Below are 19,809 nucleotides of genomic sequence, written 5' to 3'. Positions count from 1 at the left end.
CCATGTTTGAAATCCACCCTGTTAAGAAAGTCTCGGTGGTTATTCCCGTTTATAACGAGCAGGAAAGCTTACCGGAATTAATCAGGCGCACCACAAAAGCCTGTGAATCACTGGGGAAAGAGTATGAGATCCTGCTGATTGATGACGGCAGTAGCGATAATTCCGCGCATATGCTGGTCGAAGCCTCACAAGCGGAGGGCAGCCATATTGTGTCTATTTTGCTTAACCGCAATTACGGGCAACATTCAGCGATTATGGCGGGATTCAGTCACGTCACCGGCGACTTAATTATTACCCTCGATGCCGATCTCCAGAATCCGCCAGAGGAAATCCCCCGTCTGGTGGCAAAAGCCGATGAAGGTTACGACGTGGTAGGGACTGTACGCCAGAACCGCCAGGACAGCTGGTTTCGTAAAACCGCTTCGAAGATGATTAACCGGCTTATTCAGCGCACCACTGGCAAAGCGATGGGTGACTATGGTTGTATGCTGCGCGCCTATCGCCGTCATATTGTCGATGCGATGTTGCACTGCCATGAACGCAGCACCTTTATCCCGATTCTGGCGAATATCTTCGCCCGCCGTGCCATTGAAATTCCAGTGCATCATGCCGAGCGTGAGTTTGGTGAATCCAAATACAGCTTTATGCGCCTGATTAATTTGATGTACGACCTGGTGACCTGCCTTACCACTACGCCGCTACGTATGCTGAGTCTGCTCGGCAGCATTATTGCGATTGGCGGTTTTAGCATTGCGGTGCTGTTGGTGATTTTACGCCTGACCTTCGGACCCCAATGGGCGGCAGAAGGCGTCTTTATGCTATTTGCCGTGCTGTTTACTTTTATTGGCGCTCAGTTTATCGGCATGGGATTGCTCGGTGAATATATCGGCAGGATCTACACCGATGTCCGCGCCCGCCCCCGCTATTTTGTTCAGCAAGTTATCCGTCCATCCAGCAAGGAAAATGAATAATGAAAACCGTCGTTTTTGCCTACCACGATATGGGATGCCTCGGTATTGAAGCCCTGCTGGCTGCCGGTTACGAAATTAGCGCCATTTTTACCCATACTGATAATCCCGGTGAAAAAGCCTTTTATGGTTCGGTGGCTCGTCTGGCAGCGGAAAGAGGCATTCCGGTTTATGCGCCGGATGACGTTAACCATCCGCTGTGGGTGGAACGCATTGCCCAACTATCACCAGATGTGATTTTCTCTTTTTATTATCGCCATCTTATTCACGACAAGATTTTGCAGCTCGCTCCTGCAGGCGCATTTAATCTGCATGGTTCACTGTTACCAAAATATCGTGGTCGCGCGCCGCTGAACTGGGTGCTGGTGAACGGTGAAACGGAAACTGGCGTGACATTGCACCGAATGGTGAAACGTGCCGATGCTGGGGCCATTGTAGCCCAACTGCGCATTGCCATTGCGCCAGACGATATCGCCATTACGCTGCATCATAAGTTATGCCATGCCGCGCGACAGCTACTGGAGCAGACATTACCCGCCATTAAAGACGGTAATATTCTGGAAATCGCCCAGTGCGAAAACGAAGCCACCTGTTTTGGTCGCAGAACGCCAGAAGACAGCTTCCTCGAGTGGCACAAATCGGCAGCAGTATTGCATAACATGGTGCGTGCAGTCGCCGATCCGTGGCCGGGTGCCTTCAGCTATGTTGGTAATCAAAAATTTACCGTCTGGTCGTCACGCGTACATTCTCATGCGCCCGCAGCACAACCGGGGAGCGTGATTTCTGTTGCGCCACTGCTGATTGCCTGTGGCGATGGCGCGCTGGAAATCGTCACTGGACAGGCGGGCGGCGGCATTACTATGCAGGGCTCGCAATTAGCGCAGACGCTGGGCCTGGTGCAAGGTTCACGCTTGAATAGCCAGCCTGCCTGTGCCGCCCGACGCCGTACCCGGGTACTCATCCTCGGGGTGAATGGCTTTATTGGCAACCATCTGACAGAACGCCTGCTGCGCGAAGATCATTATGAAGTTTACGGTCTGGATATTGGCAGCGATGCGATAAGCCGTTTTCTGAATCATCCGCATTTTCACTTTGTCGAAGGCGATATCAGTATTCATTCCGAATGGATTGAGTATCACGTCAAAAAATGTGATGTCGTCTTGCCTTTGGTGGCGATAGCCACGCCGATTGAATATACCCGCAACCCGCTGCGCGTATTTGAACTCGATTTCGAAGAGAATCTGCGCATTATCCGCTACTGCGTGAAGTACCGTAAGCGAATCATCTTCCCGTCGACTTCAGAAGTTTATGGGATGTGTAGCGATAAATACTTCGATGAGGACCATTCTAATTTAATCGTCGGCCCGGTGAATAAACCACGCTGGATTTATTCGGTGTCTAAACAATTACTTGATCGAGTGATCTGGGCCTATGGCGAAAAAGAAGGTTTACAGTTCACCCTCTTCCGCCCGTTTAACTGGATGGGGCCACGACTGGATAACCTTAATGCAGCGCGAATTGGCAGCTCCCGCGCTATTACGCAACTCATTCTCAATCTGGTAGAAGGTTCACCGATTAAGCTGATTGATGGCGGAAAACAAAAACGCTGCTTTACTGATATTCGGGATGGTATCGAGGCGTTATACCGCATTATCGAAAATGCGGGAAATCGCTGCGATGGCGAAATTATCAACATTGGCAATCCTGAGAACGAAGCGAGCATTGAAGAACTGGGGGAGATGCTGCTGGCGAGCTTCGAAAAACATCCGCTGCGCCATTACTTCCCACCGTTTGCGGGCTTTCGTGTTGTCGAAAGTAGCAGCTACTACGGCAAAGGATATCAGGACGTAGAGCATCGTAAACCGAGCATCCGCAATGCCCGCCGCTGCCTGGACTGGGAACCGAAAATTGATATGCAGGAAACCATCGACGAAACGCTGGATTTCTTCCTGCGCACCGTTGATCTTACGGATAAACCATCATGACCAAAGTCGGCTTACGCATTGATGTCGATACCTTTCGTGGCACCCGTGAAGGCGTGCCGCGTCTGCTGGAAATCTTGAGTAAGCATAATATTCAGGCCAGCATTTTTTTCAGCGTCGGCCCGGACAATATGGGCCGCCATCTCTGGCGACTGGTGAAGCCACAGTTTTTGTGGAAGATGCTGCGCTCAAACGCGGCATCGCTTTATGGCTGGGATATTTTACTGGCAGGTACGGCCTGGCCAGGTAAAGAGATTGGTCATGCCAATGCCGATATCATTCGTGAAGCGGCTAAATACCACGAAGTCGGCCTGCACGCCTGGGATCACCACGCCTGGCAAGCCCATAGCGGCAACTGGGATCGGCAAACGATGGTCGACGATATTGCACGAGGCCTTCGTACCCTGGAAGAGATTATCGGCCAACCAATAACCTGCTCCGCTGCCGCTGGCTGGCGTGCCGACCAACAGGTGATCGAAGCAAAAGAAGGGTTCCATTTGCGCTACAACAGCGATTGTCGTGGGGTGATGCCGTTTCGTCCCTTGCTCGACTCAGGAAAACCCGGCACTGCGCAAATCCCGGTGACCTTACCCACCTGGGATGAAGTGATTGGTCGGGATGTGAAAGCAGAAGATTTTAACGGTTGGTTACTCAACCGCATCCTGCGAGATAAAGGCACGCCGGTTTATACCATTCATGCAGAAGTTGAAGGCTGCGCTTATCAGCATAATTTTGTGGATCTCCTCAAACGCGCAGCTCAGGAAGGCGTGACATTTTGCCCTTTAAGCGAACTGTTATCAGGGATGTTGCCGCTCGGACAAGTTGTTCGCGGAAATATTGCCGGACGTGAAGGCTGGCTGGGTTGCCAACAAATTGCGGGTAGTCGCTGATGAAATCGGTACGTTACCTTATCGGCCTCTTCGCGTTTATTGCCTGCTATTACCTGTTACCGATCAGCACGCGTCTGCTATGGCAACCCGATGAAACGCGTTATGCGGAAATCAGTCGAGAAATGCTGGCATCCGGCGACTGGATTGTGCCCCATCTGTTAGGGCTACGTTATTTCGAAAAACCCATTGCTGGATACTGGATTAACAGCATTGGGCAATGGCTATTTGGCGCGAATAACTTTGGTGTGCGGGCAGGCGTTATCTTTGCGACCCTGTTAACTGCCGCGCTTGTGACCTGGTTTACTCTGCGCTTATGGCGCGATAAACGTCTGGCATTACTCGCCGCAGTGATTTACCTCTCATTGTTCATTGTCTATGCCATCGGCACTTATGCCGTGCTCGATCCGTTTATTGCCTTCTGGCTGGTGGCGGGAATGTGCAGCTTCTGGCTGGCAATGCAGGCACAGACGTGGAAAGGCAAAAGCGCGGGATTTTTACTGCTGGGAATCACCTGCGGCATGGGGGTGATGACCAAAGGTTTTCTCGCCCTTGCCGTGCCGGTATTAAGCGTGCTTCCATGGGTTGCAACGCAAAAACGCTGGAAAGATCTCTTTATTTACGGCTGGCTGGCGGTTATCAGTTGCGTACTGACGGTTCTCCCCTGGGGACTGGCGATAGCGCAGCGGGAGCCTGACTTCTGGCACTATTTTTTCTGGGTTGAGCATATTCAACGCTTTGCAATGGATGATGCTCAGCATAGAGCTCCGTTCTGGTACTACTTGCCGGTCATCATTGCCGGTAGCCTGCCGTGGCTGGGATTACTCCCCGGAGCACTGTACGCAGGCTGGAAAAACCGCAAGCATTCCGCAACCGTCTATTTGTTGAGCTGGACGATAATGCCGCTGCTGTTTTTCTCCGTCGCTAAAGGCAAATTGCCCACCTATATTCTTTCCTGCTTTGCACCTCTGGCAATGCTGATGGCGCATTACGCTTTGCTGGCAGCAAAAAATAATCCTCTGGCGCTGCGGATTAATGGCTGGATTAACATCGCTTTTGGTGTCACTGGCATTATTGCTACGTTTGTGGTCTCCCCATGGGGACCAATGAACACGCCAGTGTGGCAAACCTTCGAGAGCTATAAAGTCTTTTGTGCCTGGTCGATTTTTTCGCTATGGGCATTTTTCGGCTGGTACACCTTAACAAACGTCGAAAAGACCTGGTCTTTTGCCGCGCTTTGCCCGCTGGGGCTGGCGTTGCTGGTAGGATTTTCAATTCCTGACAGAGTCATGGAAGGAAAACATCCGCAATTTTTTGTCGAGATGACACAAGAATCACTGCAGCCAAGCCGCTATATTCTTACTGACAGCGTGGGCGTTGCCGCAGGTCTGGCATGGAGCCTGCAACGCGATGACATCATCATGTATCGCCAGACGGGTGAGTTGAAATACGGCCTTAATTATCCGGATGCGAAAGGGAGGTTTGTCAGCGGTGATGAGTTCGCAAACTGGCTTAATCAACATCGTCAGGAGGGGATTATTACACTCGTGCTTTCGGTTGACCGCGATGAAGATATCAACAGTCTCGCCATTCCGCCCGCAGATGCCATCGATCGTCAGGAGCGTCTGGTGCTGATTCAGTATCGTCCCAAATGATCTGGCTAACATTAGTCTTTGCCAGCTTGCTTAGCGTTGCCGGGCAGTTGTGTCAGAAACAAGCAACCTGCTTTGTGGCGATAAACAAACGGCGCAAACATATCGTGCTGTGGCTGGGACTGGCGCTGGCTTGTCTTGGTCTTGCCATGGTGCTCTGGCTGCTGGTCTTGCAGAACGTACCGGTAGGCATTGCCTACCCGATGTTAAGTCTGAATTTTGTCTGGGTGACGCTGGCTGCAGTAAAACTGTGGCACGAACCGGTATCGCCGCGTCACTGGTGTGGGGTGGCGTTCATTATTGGTGGCATTGTGATCCTCGGGAGTACCGTGTAATGGGCCTGATGTGGGGATTATTCAGCGTCATTATCGCCTCCGCTGCGCAATTAAGCCTGGGTTTTGCGGCGAGTCATCTGCCGCCGATGACGCACTTATGGGATTTTATCGCGGCGCTGTTAGCTTTTGGCCTGGATGCCCGGATACTGTTACTCGGGCTGCTGGGTTATCTGCTTTCCGTTTTTTGTTGGTATAAAACACTACATAAACTTGCACTAAGCAAAGCCTATGCCTTGCTCAGTATGAGTTATGTGCTGGTATGGATTGCTTCAATGGTACTTCCCGGCTGGGAAGGAACTTTTTCGCTGAAAGCACTACTGGGAGTAGCCTGTATTATGAGCGGGTTGATGCTGATTTTCCTGCCCACGACAAAACAACGTTACTGAGTTTTCCCTGCCACTTTACACTGCCGTTCCCACTCATCGGGGCTATAACTGCTTGCCGAGAGGACTTTCACCGTATGCAGCTTTTCACGATTAATACAATAAAGCGCATTCTGCAAAGGCGAGAGTAAATCCCCCACTTTCACGGCGAAGTCACTCTTCACTTCGGCGATCATTTTTATCGCGCCGCCAGCATCGCAGAGCATAAGTACATGTCTGTTATCTTGTTTATTGCAGCACGATTTTTTGACCAGCCATTCCATTGCATTATCCTGTTTGATAAGAGTTTTCACATCAATTTACAGATTAACAGATAAACCTATTATCAACGGCAATGGAATGGCAAAATTGCGAAGTGAAACTAATGATTTCTTAATCCTGGCGTTGCACCCACTCTTTTAACGCCTGACGTGAAATTTTAATACCGCCGTTTTTCAGCTCCGGCGGCAAAGTCAGCCAGCGCACCGGTTGTTGAAAACGAGCCAACTTGTCTTTCACCCATTCGTCAAGATCAACGGTTTGCTGGTCATACTCCACCACCGCTACCGGCCGATGACCAAACTCCTTGTCGGCAACGGGGACGATAAACACCTGCAAAACCGCAGGATGTGCAGCAATAACGCGCTCGACTTCTTCCGGCTGAATACCCTCACCGCCACTGAAGAATAGATTGTCTAAACGTCCGACAATGGTCAGCTTGCCATTATGCATCTCACCGCGATCGCGCGTGGCGTACCAGCCTTCGTCATTAACCAGTGGAACCCGTTGCCCGTTACGCCAGTAACCTTCTGCCATACTGGCAGCCCGCAGCCACACTTCATCATTAACGATTTTCACTTCCCGACCCGGCAGCGGCGAACCAACGTCTGCCAGACCGTCGGCTTCTTTCGCACACACCGTGGAGGCAAACTCGGTCAGACCATAGCCGCAAAAGCAACGAATCCCCTGCTCGCGCGCCTGTTCCGTCAACTCGACCGGGATAGCCGCGCCGCCAAGTAAAACCGCTTTCAGGGAAACGGAACTACGGTTAACCAGCAAACGCCAGAGTTGTGTTGGTACCAGTGAAGCGTGAGTACAGCCTGCCAGCATTTGCTCCAGGGGCTGTTTATCACGTACCGTCATCCGCGCACCAGCGTATAACCAGCGCCACATAATTCCCTGACCGGAGACGTGAAACAGCGGTAAAGAGAGCAACCAGTCATCGTGCTCGCCAAACGGTATCAGCGATAACACACCTTGCGCACTGGCAAGATGGGCCTGATAAGTATGAACAGCGGCTTTCGGCAAACCGGTAGAGCCGGAGGTCAACGTCATTGAGCACAGACGCGTCGGCTGCCACGCAGCGGCATGTGCGCCTTCAACCAGCTGAATGTGCAGCGACGTTAACGCCGGAAACGTGTTTTCCCCATCCGGCACCAGCGCAAATTGCAGCGTCAGATTGGGCAGCAATTCTTCAAGCAACGGTTGCGGCAGCTGAGGGTTCACGGGCAACACCCGCGCCCCGCATTGCAGTAACGCCAGCCAGGCGAGCAGCGTTTGCGGCGTATTCCACGCCCGCAACATCACGCCGCTGCCCTCAACAACGCCCTGCGCCACAAAGCCGGAGGCTAATTCATCGACGCGAGCACAAAGCTCGCGCCAGTTAAGTTGCTCGTCATTAAGACGTAAGGCGATGGCTTCTCCCCGCACTTGCCGCCAGTGACGCCACGGCCAGTCAGAGAAGATCATAACAGCCGCTCCAGTGCATCAACTTCCACTAACGGTAGCGGGCTACCCGGCCAGCGACGAACCTGCTGCGCCTGCATCAGATCCAGCGTGTCCAGCCCCGGAATGGTGTCTGGCGTTAACCAGGCGGCAATCCGCGCCAGTTGCGTTAAGCCTAAGCTCGACTCAATAGAAGAACTGATCACCGCCGTCAGCCCCAACGCGTGCGCCGCCTGCACCTGCTCGCGTACTTTATCCAGGCTGCCCGTGAGCGTGGGTTTGATAACTACCGCGCGCACACCTTTTTCCGCCACAAAGGCAAAATCCGGCTCACGCAGGCTTTCATCCCAGGCAATGGCAATGCCGGTTTCACGGGCAAACGCACGCGAATCATCGCGGGTTTTGCACGGCTCTTCGAGAAAAGCAATGCGGTGGCGATAATCCGGGTTAACGTATTTGGCAAACTGCTGGCCTTTCAGCGGTGTCCAGGCGCGATTCGCGTCAAGACGCAAATGCAGATCCGGAATTGCCTCCAGCAACAGATTCACCACCATGCCGTCGCGCACGGCTTCGTACAATCCCACTTTGACCTTCGCCACTTTCTCACCAGGCATATCGGCAAGTTTGAGGATCAGATCGTCAGGATCGCCATTACACAGTGGTGCCGCACGGTAATTGGCCGCCTGCGGGAGCGTATCTGCCAGCTCCGCCAATGCACAGCTTACGCCAAAGGCCACGGAAGGCATCTGCGGTAATTCGCAATCGCCTGCCAGCCAGTTATTTACCCAGGCAAGCAGCACGCTTTGCGCCTCTTCCCAGGTTTCCTGGCTGAAGCCCGGCAGTGGGGAGATCTCCCCCCACCCTTCGCGCTCGCCCTCACGCAGGCAAACGTACAGCCCTTCGCGGGTTTTTAACCGCCTGTCGCGCAGAACCACCCCCGCGTCCATGGGGATCTGCCAGCGGTATACCTGCGCGCTACGCATTACGGATTCCGTTTAAATTTGCTGAAGTCAGGCTGACGTTTCTGGTTGAAGGCGTTGCGACCTTCCTGACCTTCTTCCGTCATGTAGAACAGCATGGTGGCGTTGCCCGCCAGCTCCTGCAGACCTGCCTGACCGTCACAGTCGGCGTTCAGTGCAGCTTTCAGGCAGCGCAGCGCCATCGGGCTGTTTTGCAGCATTTCACGGCACCAGCGCACGGTTTCTTTTTCCAGATCCGCCAGCGGTACCACGGTGTTTACAAGGCCCATATCCAGCGCCTGTTTCGCGTCGTACTGACGGCACAGGAACCAGATTTCACGCGCTTTTTTCTGTCCGACGATGCGAGCCATGTAGGAAGCGCCCCAGCCGCCGTCGAAGGAACCGACTTTCGGGCCAGTCTGACCGAAGATGGCATTATCTGCCGCGATAGTCAGATCGCACATCATGTGCAGAACGTGACCGCCGCCGATGGAGTAGCCAGCCACCATCGCGACAACTGGTTTCGGACAGGTACGAATCTGACGCTGGAAGTCCAGCACGTTCAGGTGATGTACGCCGGAATCATCTTTATAGCCGCCGTAATCACCACGCACTTTCTGGTCACCACCGGAGCAGAACGCTTTATCGCCTGCGCCAGTCAGAATGATCACGCCGATGTTGTCGTCATAACGCGCATCTGCCAGTGCCTGGATCATCTCTTTTACCGTCAGAGGACGGAAGGCATTGCGCACCTGCGGACGATTAATGGTGATTTTTGCGATACCGTCGGCAGATTTTTCATAACGAATGTCCTCGAAACCTTCGGAGCAGTCGTGCCATTCAACCGGTGCGTAAAGCATTGCTTCATCAGGATAAATCATATTGTGTCCTTTAGTCAGAAACGCAAGATCTGCGCCAGACTTGCGATTACGCCAGCGGGATTTTCCCGATGCGCGTTATGTCCGGCGCGAGGAATGACATGGCATTCGGCAGCCAGTTCCGCCGCCAGGGCGCGGAATTTGCTGTCACGTTCACCACATAAATAATAAAACGCAAATGTGCGGGCGCTAAGGTTAGCACGTAAATCGGGCTGGACGGCGAGAGAAGTCGCCTCCAGCATGGCGGCAAGCGTTGCGCCATTATTGTTGCTGCGCAGCGCAACCAGCTCCCGGCGTTGTTCGTCATTGAGTGAGGCAAAAACAGGCTGTTGATACCAATCAGCAAATACCGCCGTTAACGGTTCTGTGCGAAAACGCTGCGCCCATTGGCGATCGGAACGCTGACGTTGCGTGCGTTGTTCAGCATTTTGCAACCCAGGATGCCCGCCTTCGACAACAACCCCACAAAGCCCCGCCAGCCCCTGGCAAGCCGCCATCATCGCCACCCGTCCGCCAAGCGAGTACCCCACCAGCCAGAAGTCAAGGATGTTGTAACTAACCAAGGTTTTACACAGTAAGCCGGTGACATCATCAAATCCATCGACGCTAATCGCCGCCGAACCACCGTGACCAGGGAGATCAACATACAACCGTGAGTAGTCGGCAAACACCTCGCCCACTTCTTGCCATTCATGGCAATCGCCGGAAAAACCGTGCAAAAACACCAGCCAGGGTAAACCTGGTTTACCGTGTTTTGCCTGCGCGTGCAGGATCATAAATGGCTTACCTGCGCCAGCAGTTGCTGGAGGGTTTGCGCACCATCGGTGTCGTTAACCACCATTTCAATTACCGTGGTGGTCGGCGTGCGCCAGGCGTCGACAAGTGCCGTTTCAAGTTCCTGCCAGTTTTGCGGACGATGATATTTCAGCTCGAACATCGCGGCGGCGTGCTCAAAATGGACGTTTTGCGGCATCAGATAGAAACGCTCGCGCTCGTTTTTCGGCGTTGGCAACAGCGAGAAAATTTGCCCGCCATTGTTGTTCACCACAATTAATACCAGCGGCGCGGAAACCTGACGTAATAACGCCAGCGCGTTGAGATCGTAAAGTGCTGAGAGATCGCCCACAATCGCCAGCGTCGGTTTGCCACTGGCCCGCTGAACGCCAGCGGCGGTCGAGAGCAGCCCGTCGATACCGCTGGCACCTCGGTTGCTGTACACCGGGTAACCTGCCGGAAGTTGCGAAAGCGCATCAATCAGACGTACTACCAGGCTGTTACCGACAAACAATTGCCCCTGTTCAGGCAGATAGTCGCTGATGCGATGCGCCAGTTGGGCTTCGCCAAACGCATCGCGACGGGCAATAACCGCCTGCATTGCCTGTTCCGCCAGGCGCGGGATTTCAACGCACCAGGGCTGGCGTTTTTCTGCCGGATGTTGCTCCAGCCAGTCGGCAATATTGGCAATTAAGCGACGTCCGCGATGGTGTGCCGGATCAAGTCGCCCTTCAATGTCATCAACAATCCAGTACTCTTCGGGTTCACAGCTTGCCTGCCATTGCAGGAGCCGTTTGCCCGTCAGGCTGCTTCCCAGTTGCACCACAATTTGCGCCTGTTGCAGTTCGCTGGTCGCTTTGGCATTGCCTAACCAGAGATCGGCACACGGCAGCGGCTGTCCGGTTTGCGACAGCACATCGCCAATCAGCGGCCAGCCAAGAGTTTGCGCCCACAGTGCGACTTTTTTGCCCTCTTCCGCACTCATGCGCCCGGCAACCACCACGCCGCGCTTTTGTCGCCAGAAGAACCAGTCGCGCTGTTTTTCACTTTCCAGACGAGGCGCTTCACGCAGCCACGGCTTATCGTCCTGCCACCAGTCGCCCAGACGCTGTTGCCAGCTAAGCCCGGTGTCGTCCATTTCGCCATACAGCGGTTCAGCAAACGGGCAGTTGATATGGACTCCGCCCGCATGAAGCGTACCGAGAGCATGGTCGATGGTAGAAACCAGCCAACGTGCGGGGATATCCTGGGTCGGGCGCGGCAGTGAAATACTGTGCGTGGGGTGAGAGGCGAACATTCCCGGCTGACGAATTGCCTGATTCGCGCCGCAGTCAATGAGCTCCGGCGGGCGATCGGCGGTTAACAGGATCAGTTTTTCTCCGGTTAACCCGGCTTCAATCAGTGCCGGATAGAGATTTGCTACCGCCGTGCCGGAGGTCACAATCACCGCCACCGGCTGCTTGCTGACTTTCGCCAGCCCCAGCGCCAGATGCCCCAGTCCACGCTCATCGAAATGGGTGTGGTGAATGAATGCGGAATTCTCCGCCGCCGCTAACGTTAACGGTGTAGAACGCGAGCCAGGGGCGATACAGATGTGTCTGACGCCTTGACGCGTTAATGCTTCCAGAATGACCGCCGCCCAGCGTCGGTTAAATGCGCTTACTGACATGAGTTTGTCCGGTATCAATATTGCGGCTAAGTATAAGGAGCTACAAAAATAGATTATTGATATGAATCGGTAATGATGCGACTCATTACTATTCCATTTGTAATAAAGTACGCAGCCCTGCCGCTTTGTTGTCGATTTCCTGCCACTCTTGCTCGGGGTCGGAACCACGGACAATGCCCGCGCCAGCATATAGACGCACGACATTGCCGCTAATTTTTGCTGAGCGCAGGGAAACGCAGAATTCGCTTTGTTGTAATGAGAGATAGCCCGCAGAACCGGCGTACCATTCTCGGGTGAACGGTTCGTGACGGGCGATAAACTGTCGCGCCAGATCGCGCGGTAAGCCAGCAACTGCTGCCGTTGGCTGCAACTGATGTAAACAGATCACATCATCCGCTTTGTTGAGTGCAGTCCAGATACAGCGGCGAAGATGCTGCACTTTACGCAGACGCAGTACCTGCGGCGGTAAAACATCCAACGTCTGGGTATCGGCCTGCAATCGTTGGCAGATATCCTCCACCACCAACATGTTCTCGCGCTGGTTTTTATCATCCGCCATCAGCCACTCACCCAACCGCTGCGCCTGCTTATCATCAGGATGATTTGCTACCGTTCCCGCCAGCGCTTCAGTACGCAGCGCTTTGTCACGCCGCCACCATAATCGTTCCGGTGAAGAGCCAAGAAAAGCATTTTCGCCATCAAAGGCCATGTAAAAATGGTAGCAATTCAGATTCAGTCGACGACTGGCAGCCATCATCGCCGCCGCATTGACCGGACTTGCGAAATGCAGGTCAGTTGCCCGAGCAAGCACCACTTTGTCGAGCTCGCCTTCGGCGATGGTTTTCGTTGCCAGTTCGATTAATTGCGTCCAGCCCGTTTTGTCCGGCCAGTGTTGTTCTCGGGTGGTGGTTAAATGTAACCCAGGCAAGGGTTTAATACTCACCAGTGTGGCGATAAATTCTTTTGCCTTAATCGCATCATGCTGAAGGGATCTTTCGCTGAATAGCGTCAGCCGCAGCGTGGCTTTACCGCCACAGCGTCGCCATTCGAGGCGTGGTAAAAGTAAATTGCCCTGCGACGGGTCAAACGCATTCAACCCCCAGATGCGTAAGTCGGCGTGTTCCGGGTGCTGGCGAAGAAAACGTTGTGCCTGGTCCAACGACGTAAAACGGGTTATCGCACCCAGGACGGCAGCTTCTTCATCACCATTACGTTGTTGCCAGTAGAATTGCGGATACACCTGCTGACTGGCCAGCCAGTTCAAGGCATCAAAAGCGTCTTTGAGAGGGAAAGGAATATCGATAACCCGAATGCCGGGTGTCGCCGGAATCTCTTGCGACAAATGGCGCAGTAGATTTTCCAGCGCCGTAGTAAGTGATTGCACGCGGACCTCTCCCTGTTAAAAGCCTCACATTATACGGGGTACGACAAAAAAAATGCAGTACCCCGGTGTAGGGAGGTTTTAACGGCGTGCCAGCAACAGTCCTAGTACCAGCCCAACGGCCGCACCCACACCAATTCCTTGCCAGGGTTTTTCGTGGACGTAGTCATCAGCACGATAAACTGCCTGCTTCGCCCGATAGTAATAACTGTCTGAAGCCTGGCTAACCCGTTTTTTCACATCATCCAGCGCTTTTTCTGCACGCGCTTTCAGCTCAACATATTTCTGATCGGCGGGATCGCCAGAGGAGCGGAGCACCTCTTCCAGTGTTTCACTAAGCAGCGTCAGGTCGTCATCGATACGTGTATCACCAAACTGATTAGACATTCTCGTTCTCCATTTGCGTAAAACCTGTCACTAACTATAGACAATGGTTATTGATTACGCCTGAATTACCTCGCGTGCCATCCCAATGTGTGGGATACCATCTTCTTCATAGACCTCCGTCACAGGGATAAAGCCAAAACTTTGGTAGAAGTTTTGCAGATGCGCCTGCGCCCCGAGGTAAACAGGCTTATCAGGCCAGTGGTGCGCGCATGTTTCGAGTGTTTTACTCATCAGCTGCTGCCCCACTTTTTCGCCACGCAACGCTTCACTGACAATCACCCGACCAATAACGACCGGTTCAAGATCATCATCACTTTTCAGAATCCTCGCATACGCCACCAGTTCATCATTTTTCCAACCGAGAATATGGCGATTATCCCTCGTCAAATCATCACCATCGATATCCTGATAAGGGCAATTCTGCTCAACAACAAACACCGCGCAACGCAGTTGTAATAAGGCATAAAGCTGGGAAACCGATAATTCAGAGTGATGCAGATCTTGCCATTCAATCATAATGCTCTCCTTTTAGATGTATGCCTTATACTAGCCGGAATATTTTTTGAAACGTGATGAACTCATGGAATTAATTTTTTTAGGTACTTCAGCCGGTGTGCCAACCCGTACGCGCAATGTCACGGCAATATTGCTTAACCTGCAACATCCGACCCAGAGCGGTCTTTGGTTGTTTGACTGCGGTGAAGGCACCCAGCATCAGCTACTGCATACCGCCTTTAACCCTGGAAAACTGGACAAGATTTTTATCAGTCACCTTCATGGCGATCATCTCTTTGGTTTACCCGGCTTGCTGTGCAGTCGTTCTATGTCTGGTATTGTCCAACCCTTAACGATTTATGGTCCGCAAGGTATCCGTGAATTTGTGGAGACCGCGCTGCGGATTAGCGGCTCATGGACCGATTATCCGCTGGAAATTGTCGAAATTGGCGCTGGCGAAATTTTCGATGATGGCCTGCGCAAAGTGACCGCTTATCCGCTGGAACACCCACTGGAATGCTATGGCTATCGTATTGAAGAACATGATAAACCGGGTGCATTAAATGCCCAGGCATTAAAAGCTGCTGGCGTACCGCCTGGCCCACTGTTTCAGGCATTAAAAGCGGGCAAAACAATCATGCTGGAAGATGGAAGGCAGATTAACGGCGCAGATTACTTAGCCGCTCCAGTGCCAGGTAAAGCGCTCGCTATTTTCGGCGATACCGGCCCCTGCGATGCCGCACTTGACCTGGCTAAAGGTGTCAATGTCATGGTGCACGAAGCGACGCTGGATATAACCATGGAAGCCAAAGCCAATAGTCGCGGCCACAGCTCTACACGCCAGGCTGCGACACTGGCCCGTGAGGCTGGAGTCGGTAAGCTAATCATTACCCACGTCAGCTCGCGCTATGATGACAAAGGTTGTCAGCACCTGTTACGTGAATGTCGGTCAATTTTCCCGGCGACTGAACTGGCGAATGATTTCACCGTGTTTAACGTTTAACTCTGCTTATTATTAAAAACAGGGCTAAACTTGCCCTGTTATCGCAACCCACGCCACATATATCCACCCACACGGGCATATTGAGCGATTTTTGATATTTATTCATCTCCTTACGCACTATATTCAGAGCAATAAGTTGCCTCTTTTTATCTTCATTCAGCACAACCTTTGCAACTAAAAGGAGCCTATAATGGTTACAGTTGTCAGCAATTATTGTCAATTATCTCAAACCCAACTCAGTCAGACATTTGCAGAAAAATTTACTGTGACCGATGAATTACTGCAGTCTTTAAAAAAAACAGCGTTATCCGGAGATGAAGAAAGTATTGAGTTACTGCATAACATTGCGTTAGGTTATGATGAATTTGGGAAAAAAGCTGAAGATATTCTTTACCATATTGTTAGAAACCCAACAAATGAGACCCTATCGATTATCCGACTTATTAAAAATGCCTGTTTAAAATTATATAATTTGGCACATACCGCAACCAAACACCCCCTCAAATCACATGATTCAGATGATCTCTTGTTCAAAAAACTATTCTCCCCTTCGAAATTAATGACAATTATCGGTGAGGACATTCCTCTTATATCAGAAAAACAGTCGCTTTCAAAGGTACTTTTAAATGATAAGAATAATGAACTGAGCGATGGGACAAACTTCTGGGATAAAAATCGTCAATTAACCACAGATGAAATAGCTTGCTATCTTAAAAAGATAGCCGCTAATGCAAAAAATACTCAAGTCAATTATCCTACTGATTTCTACCTCCCCGATTCCAACAGCACTTACCTGGAAATCGCTCTCAATGATAATATTAAGAGCGATCCATCATGGCCGAAAGCAGTCCAGTTATTCCCCATAAATACTGGCGGACACTGGATATTAGTTTCGCTACAAAAAATAGTTAATGAAAAAAATAACACACAACAAATAAAATGCATCATATTCAATTCATTACGTGCACTAGGCCATGAAAAAGAAAATTCACTTAAGCGCATCATTAATAGTTTTAATTCTGAACTCATGGGAGAAATGTCGAATAATAATATAAAAGTTCATTTAACTGAACCCGAGATAATATTTTTACATGCCGATCTTCAGCAATACTTAAGCCAAAGTTGCGGTGCATTTGTGTGCATGTCAGCCAAAGAAGTAATTGAACAAAGGGAAAGCAATTCTGACAGCGCTCCCTATACGTTATTAAAAAACTATGCTGACAGATTTAAAAAATATTCAGCAGAAGAGCAGTACGAAATTGATTTTCAACATCGACAGGTAAACAGAAATTGTTATTTAGATAAATATGGCGATGCAAATATCAATGATTATTATAGAGACTTAGAAATAAAACACTCACAACCCCAAAATAGAGCATCAGGCAAAAGAGTAAGTTAACATCATTGTTAATTAATTCGACCAGTCAGCAAATATGCTGACTGGTCGAACATAGTTTGCTAAAAAGTCATCACTGACTGATGTCAGTCACACCACCCGCCAGTTCAACCAGGCGAATAAATTCCGCCCTGTAACCCTGTGGATCTTCCCCTTTTGCCTGCTGAGCCCACTGTTTTATCTGCTGCCATGAGATTTCATCCAGGTATTCAGAACCGCGTAACTTTTGCCCATATGCAGCTACTGCTGCGCGAAAACGCATATCTTCAGAGGGCGCGTTTATTGTTGGCCCCAGCGGGAATTCAACTAACTGACTTTCTTTTCCCTGCGGGTATTTCCAACGAATCTTTAACCAGGCAAGTTCTTTTGTTTTGTCCGATTTCGCTGATTTGTTATCCGGGGCATAGCGTAACTTATCAATTGATGCTTTTTGCCCTTTCAGCGTTAATTCGAATAACAACGTTATATGTTTACCTGCGCCAATATCACCCGCATCAACGTTGTCGTTATTAAAATCTTCCGCCCGAAGTTGACGCTTTTCATAACCAATCTGACGGTATTCCGTTACCCACGCGGGGTTAAACTCAATTTGCGCTTTGACATCTTTTGCTACGCTAATCAACGTCTGCCGCATTTCACTGTTCAATACTTTCTGTGCTTCAGCGAGGGTATCAATGTAGCTGTAGTTACCGTTGCCAACATCGGCGATTCGCACCATCATTGCCTCGTTGTAATTGCTATCCCCCACGCCAAACGTGGACAGAGAAACACCGGACTCCCGCTGTTTTTTGACCATTGATTCAATCGATTTAGGATCGTCAATGCCGACGTTAAAATCACCATCAGTGGCCAATAAAATGCGATTGATGCCACCCTTAATAAACCCCTTCGCCGCCTGCTGATAAGCCAGTTCCAGCCCGGCACCGCCATTGGTACTGCCATCGGCATCCAGCGAATCAATTGCGGCATTAATTTCCGCCTTGTGACTCCCGGAGATAGAAGGCAACGCAATACGGGAGTCGCCAGCATAGGTCACGATGGCAATGTTATCCTGCTCACGAAGTTCTTTGACCAATAATTTCAACGAAGACTGGATAAGTGGCAAACGTTCATCAGAAATCATTGAACCAGAAGTGTCGATAAGAAAGACCAGATTAGAAGCTGGTAACTCTTCACTTTTGCGATCTTTCGCCAGGATATCAACTTTCAGCAATGTTCGCTGTTCATTCCACGGCGCAGGTGCCAGTTCGTAGCGCATAGCGAAAGGTATTGGCTTACTGGCGGGAACAGGTTCTTTATTATTACTTTTATCATTAATAACCCAGTCTGACGGAAAATAATTCACCATCTCCTCCACCCGCACTGCATCTGGCGGAGGCAACTGCCCATGATTGAGAAAACGGCGTACATTCGCATAACTGCCGGTGTCGACGTCAAGGCTAAATGTCGCCAACGGGTTTTGCGCTACCTGCTTAACCGGATTATCATCGAACTGCTGATAGCGAGCGGTTCCTGGATTTGCGATTTGGGAGGCTGCTTTTTCTCTGGCTGCATGTTGATATTTTGGAGCCGCCTGTAAGCGCCCCTGCAAAGCCTGTTTGTCTGAATATTGTTGCGCTTCTTGCTGGGCTAAGGCTTTTGCTTTCGCGTCTGCAGTGGCTTTAGCGGCGACGGATCTTTGCTCGGCCTCTTTTATTGCAGCATGTTGCGCGGCAAGCACTTGCTGGTCCGTGGGAGTACTGGGTTGTTGTTGCAGACTTTCCTTATTCTCAGATTCCGGCCCACATCCTGACAAAATCAAACTACTCATAAGCAACATGATTATATTTTTATTTCGCATATAAAATCCTTTTAAATAAACTCAGGCACCAGACATAAAATACACTCTTTGTATCATCCTGCTGATCTTGATAAAATACAATATCGAAACCTATAACAAATAATGATTCAATAACGCAACCCATTAATAATTTGCATATGAAAAAAAATAAACTTTGCTTTTATTATATTAATTCTGTTTTCACTCCCTCTGATTATTTTTTACCAACCCTGGGTCAATGCATTACCGCCAACGCCCCGACACGCAAGTCCTGAGCAATTAGAAAAAACAGTTCGTTATCTTACACAAACTGTGCATCCCCGTAGTGCCGACAATATTGATAATCTGAAAAGGTCCGCAGAGTATATAAAAGAGGTCTTTGTCAGTAGCGGTGCCAGAGTTACCTCGCAGGACGCCCCCATTACGGGTGGCCCCTACAAAAACATTGTTGCTGATTATGGTCCTGCCGATGGACCGCTGATTATTATTGGTGCGCACTATGACTCTGCCAGCAGTTATGAAAACGATCAATTGACCTATACGCCGGGCGCGGATGATAACGCCAGTGGCGTGGCAGGATTACTCGAACTGGCACGTTTGTTACAGCAGCAAGCACCGAAAACTGGCGTGCAGCTGGTCGCCTATGCGTCGGAAGAACCGCCCTTCTTTCGTAGCGATGAAATGGGGAGCGCGGTACATGCAGCTTCGCTTGAGCGTCCAGTTAGATTAATGATAGCGCTGGAGATGATTGGCTATTACGACTCTGCGCCTGGTAGTCAGGATTACCCTTACCCGGCAATGTCCTGGCTTTATCCCGATCGGGGAGACTTTATTGCCGTGGTCGGCAGAATGCAGGATATCAACGCCGTTCGTCAGCTAAAAGCGGCATTGTTGTCATCTCAGGATTTATCTGTTTATTCTATGAATGCCCCAGGGTTTATTCCCGGCATTGATTTCTCTGACCACCTTAATTATTGGCAACACGATATTCCCGCCGTAATGATTACCGACACCGCTTTTTATCGTAATAAACAATACCACTTGCCCGGTGATACCGCAGACAGATTGAATTATCAGAAAATGGCCCAGGTCGTGGATGGCGTTATCACCTTGTTATACAACAGTAAACAATAAAAT

Annotated in this window: 19 protein-coding genes; 9 read left to right on the top strand and 10 right to left on the bottom strand. The window is 50.7% G+C overall.

Annotated features, from left to right (window positions below; all coding sequences use genetic code 11):
• Positions 1 to 2: 2 nt before the first annotated feature.
• The 6 genes from arnC to arnF are packed head-to-tail and all read left to right on the top strand — an operon-like array spanning position 3 to position 6,210.
• On the top strand, positions 3 to 971 hold the full coding sequence (gene arnC, locus ACJHWR_RS10185) for an undecaprenyl-phosphate 4-deoxy-4-formamido-L-arabinose transferase (RefSeq protein WP_000461641.1): 969 nt from the start codon (positions 3 to 5) through the stop codon (positions 969 to 971).
• Positions 971 to 2,953 carry a bifunctional UDP-4-amino-4-deoxy-L-arabinose formyltransferase/UDP-glucuronic acid oxidase ArnA gene (gene arnA / locus ACJHWR_RS10180; protein ID WP_000860265.1) on the top strand — a complete coding sequence of 661 codons (1,983 nt, stop codon included), beginning with the start codon at positions 971 to 973 and terminating at the stop codon, positions 2,951 to 2,953. Before arnC ends, arnA begins: the two co-directional genes overlap by 1 nt.
• The gene (gene arnD / locus ACJHWR_RS10175) at positions 2,950 to 3,840 is read left to right on the top strand and encodes a 4-deoxy-4-formamido-L-arabinose-phosphoundecaprenol deformylase (RefSeq protein ID WP_000169739.1); all 891 of its coding nucleotides are present in this window, start codon (positions 2,950 to 2,952) and stop codon (positions 3,838 to 3,840) included. The genes arnA and arnD overlap by 4 nt, the downstream gene beginning before the upstream one ends.
• A complete protein-coding gene (gene arnT / locus ACJHWR_RS10170; protein WP_000844018.1) occupies positions 3,840 to 5,492 on the top strand; it encodes a lipid IV(A) 4-amino-4-deoxy-L-arabinosyltransferase in 1,653 nt (550 codons plus the stop codon). Before arnD ends, arnT begins: the two co-directional genes overlap by 1 nt.
• On the top strand, positions 5,489 to 5,824 hold the full coding sequence (gene arnE / locus ACJHWR_RS10165) for a 4-amino-4-deoxy-L-arabinose-phosphoundecaprenol flippase subunit ArnE (protein WP_000638031.1): 336 nt from the start codon (positions 5,489 to 5,491) through the stop codon (positions 5,822 to 5,824). The genes arnT and arnE overlap by 4 nt, the downstream gene beginning before the upstream one ends.
• Positions 5,824 to 6,210: a 4-amino-4-deoxy-L-arabinose-phosphoundecaprenol flippase subunit ArnF gene (gene arnF, locus ACJHWR_RS10160; protein ID WP_000523864.1), complete on the top strand. Its 387-nt coding sequence runs from the start codon at positions 5,824 to 5,826 to the stop codon at positions 6,208 to 6,210. Before arnE ends, arnF begins: the two co-directional genes overlap by 1 nt.
• Here arnF and pmrD read toward each other — a convergent pair.
• The 9 genes from pmrD to ACJHWR_RS10115 all read right to left on the bottom strand — a co-directional run bounded on the left by pmrD (position 6,204) and on the right by ACJHWR_RS10115 (position 14,475).
• Positions 6,204 to 6,470: a signal transduction protein PmrD gene (gene pmrD, locus ACJHWR_RS10155; protein WP_001295285.1), complete on the bottom strand. Its 267-nt coding sequence runs from the start codon at positions 6,468 to 6,470 to the stop codon at positions 6,204 to 6,206. The two genes, arnF and pmrD, sit on opposite strands and share 7 nt — an antisense overlap.
• 109 nt (positions 6,471 to 6,579) lie before the next feature.
• Entirely contained in the window at positions 6,580 to 7,935 is a 1,356-nt protein-coding gene (gene menE / locus ACJHWR_RS10150; protein ID WP_000577583.1) for an o-succinylbenzoate--CoA ligase, read from the bottom strand.
• The gene (gene menC, locus ACJHWR_RS10145) at positions 7,932 to 8,894 is read right to left on the bottom strand and encodes an o-succinylbenzoate synthase (RefSeq protein WP_001255644.1); all 963 of its coding nucleotides are present in this window, start codon (positions 8,892 to 8,894) and stop codon (positions 7,932 to 7,934) included. The genes menE and menC overlap by 4 nt, the downstream gene beginning before the upstream one ends.
• A complete protein-coding gene (gene menB, locus ACJHWR_RS10140; RefSeq protein WP_000639989.1) occupies positions 8,894 to 9,751 on the bottom strand; it encodes a 1,4-dihydroxy-2-naphthoyl-CoA synthase in 858 nt (285 codons plus the stop codon). Before menB ends, menC begins: the two co-directional genes overlap by 1 nt.
• 14 nt (positions 9,752 to 9,765) lie before the next feature.
• Positions 9,766 to 10,524, bottom strand: coding sequence for a 2-succinyl-6-hydroxy-2,4-cyclohexadiene-1-carboxylate synthase (gene menH, locus ACJHWR_RS10135; RefSeq protein WP_000600538.1), 759 nt, complete (start codon positions 10,522 to 10,524; stop codon positions 9,766 to 9,768).
• Complete coding sequence (gene menD, locus ACJHWR_RS10130) at positions 10,521 to 12,191, bottom strand: 2-succinyl-5-enolpyruvyl-6-hydroxy-3-cyclohexene-1-carboxylic-acid synthase (protein WP_012311923.1); 1,671 nt, start codon at positions 12,189 to 12,191, stop codon at positions 10,521 to 10,523. The genes menH and menD overlap by 4 nt, the downstream gene beginning before the upstream one ends.
• A gap of 88 nt (positions 12,192 to 12,279) precedes the next feature.
• Positions 12,280 to 13,575 (bottom strand): isochorismate synthase MenF, encoded by a 1,296-nt coding sequence (gene menF / locus ACJHWR_RS10125; protein WP_001191376.1) that lies wholly within the window; start codon positions 13,573 to 13,575, stop codon positions 12,280 to 12,282.
• A gap of 78 nt (positions 13,576 to 13,653) precedes the next feature.
• Positions 13,654 to 13,959, bottom strand: a complete 306-nt coding sequence (gene elaB, locus ACJHWR_RS10120; RefSeq protein WP_000070621.1) for a stress response protein ElaB — start codon at positions 13,957 to 13,959, stop codon at positions 13,654 to 13,656.
• Positions 13,960 to 14,013: 54 nt separating this feature from the next.
• Positions 14,014 to 14,475, bottom strand: a complete 462-nt coding sequence (locus ACJHWR_RS10115) for a GNAT family N-acetyltransferase (protein ID WP_000574097.1) — start codon at positions 14,473 to 14,475, stop codon at positions 14,014 to 14,016.
• Positions 14,476 to 14,539: 64 nt separating this feature from the next.
• Here ACJHWR_RS10115 and rbn point away from each other — a divergent pair, with 64 nt between their 5' ends.
• Together rbn and elaD are read left to right on the top strand one after the other, a co-directional pair.
• Positions 14,540 to 15,457 (top strand): ribonuclease BN, encoded by a 918-nt coding sequence (gene rbn, locus ACJHWR_RS10110; RefSeq protein WP_001571697.1) that lies wholly within the window; start codon positions 14,540 to 14,542, stop codon positions 15,455 to 15,457.
• 190 nt (positions 15,458 to 15,647) lie between these two features.
• Complete coding sequence (elaD, locus tag ACJHWR_RS10105) at positions 15,648 to 16,856, top strand: deubiquitinase ElaD (RefSeq protein ID WP_000259168.1); 1,209 nt, start codon at positions 15,648 to 15,650, stop codon at positions 16,854 to 16,856.
• 70 nt (positions 16,857 to 16,926) lie between these two features.
• Here the strand turns inward: elaD and ACJHWR_RS10100 are convergent, their stop codons facing one another.
• Positions 16,927 to 18,693: a vWA domain-containing protein gene (locus ACJHWR_RS10100; RefSeq protein ID WP_001244800.1), complete on the bottom strand. Its 1,767-nt coding sequence runs from the start codon at positions 18,691 to 18,693 to the stop codon at positions 16,927 to 16,929.
• A gap of 147 nt (positions 18,694 to 18,840) precedes the next feature.
• On the opposite strand from ACJHWR_RS10100, the gene ACJHWR_RS10095 reads away from it, so the two are divergent.
• On the top strand, positions 18,841 to 19,806 hold the full coding sequence (locus ACJHWR_RS10095; protein ID WP_059327135.1) for a M28 family metallopeptidase: 966 nt from the start codon (positions 18,841 to 18,843) through the stop codon (positions 19,804 to 19,806).
• Positions 19,807 to 19,809 lie beyond the last annotated feature (3 nt).

It is taken from the genome of Escherichia sp. WS568 (assembly GCF_046486085.1).
Classification (GTDB): Bacteria; Pseudomonadota; Gammaproteobacteria; order Enterobacterales; family Enterobacteriaceae; genus Escherichia; species Escherichia coli.
This window is presented reverse-complemented; position numbering and strand designations above follow the sequence as displayed.

Bases quoted from the DNA above. Each gene is read 5' to 3' on its own strand.
- menE (WP_000577583.1), bottom strand. From the start codon at position 7,935: ATGATCTTCTCTGACTGGCCGTGGCGTCACTGGCGGCAAGTGCGGGGA.
- menB (WP_000639989.1), bottom strand. From the start codon at position 9,751: ATGATTTATCCTGATGAAGCAATGCTTTACGCACCGGTTGAATGGCAC.
- arnC (WP_000461641.1), top strand. From the start codon at position 3: ATGTTTGAAATCCACCCTGTTAAGAAAGTCTCGGTGGTTATTCCCGTT.
- pmrD (WP_001295285.1), bottom strand. From the start codon at position 6,470: ATGGAATGGCTGGTCAAAAAATCGTGCTGCAATAAACAAGATAACAGA.
- elaB (WP_000070621.1), bottom strand. From the start codon at position 13,959: ATGTCTAATCAGTTTGGTGATACACGTATCGATGACGACCTGACGCTG.
- arnF (WP_000523864.1), top strand. From the start codon at position 5,824: ATGGGCCTGATGTGGGGATTATTCAGCGTCATTATCGCCTCCGCTGCG.
- ACJHWR_RS10115 (WP_000574097.1), bottom strand. From the start codon at position 14,475: ATGATTGAATGGCAAGATCTGCATCACTCTGAATTATCGGTTTCCCAG.
- menC (WP_001255644.1), bottom strand. From the start codon at position 8,894: ATGCGTAGCGCGCAGGTATACCGCTGGCAGATCCCCATGGACGCGGGG.
- arnT (WP_000844018.1), top strand. From the start codon at position 3,840: ATGAAATCGGTACGTTACCTTATCGGCCTCTTCGCGTTTATTGCCTGC.
- ACJHWR_RS10100 (WP_001244800.1), bottom strand. From the start codon at position 18,693: ATGCGAAATAAAAATATAATCATGTTGCTTATGAGTAGTTTGATTTTG.
- elaD (WP_000259168.1), top strand. From the start codon at position 15,648: ATGGTTACAGTTGTCAGCAATTATTGTCAATTATCTCAAACCCAACTC.
- menD (WP_012311923.1), bottom strand. From the start codon at position 12,191: ATGTCAGTAAGCGCATTTAACCGACGCTGGGCGGCGGTCATTCTGGAA.
- arnA (WP_000860265.1), top strand. From the start codon at position 971: ATGAAAACCGTCGTTTTTGCCTACCACGATATGGGATGCCTCGGTATT.
- arnE (WP_000638031.1), top strand. From the start codon at position 5,489: ATGATCTGGCTAACATTAGTCTTTGCCAGCTTGCTTAGCGTTGCCGGG.
- menH (WP_000600538.1), bottom strand. From the start codon at position 10,524: ATGATCCTGCACGCGCAGGCAAAACACGGTAAACCAGGTTTACCCTGG.
- arnD (WP_000169739.1), top strand. From the start codon at position 2,950: ATGACCAAAGTCGGCTTACGCATTGATGTCGATACCTTTCGTGGCACC.
- rbn (WP_001571697.1), top strand. From the start codon at position 14,540: ATGGAATTAATTTTTTTAGGTACTTCAGCCGGTGTGCCAACCCGTACG.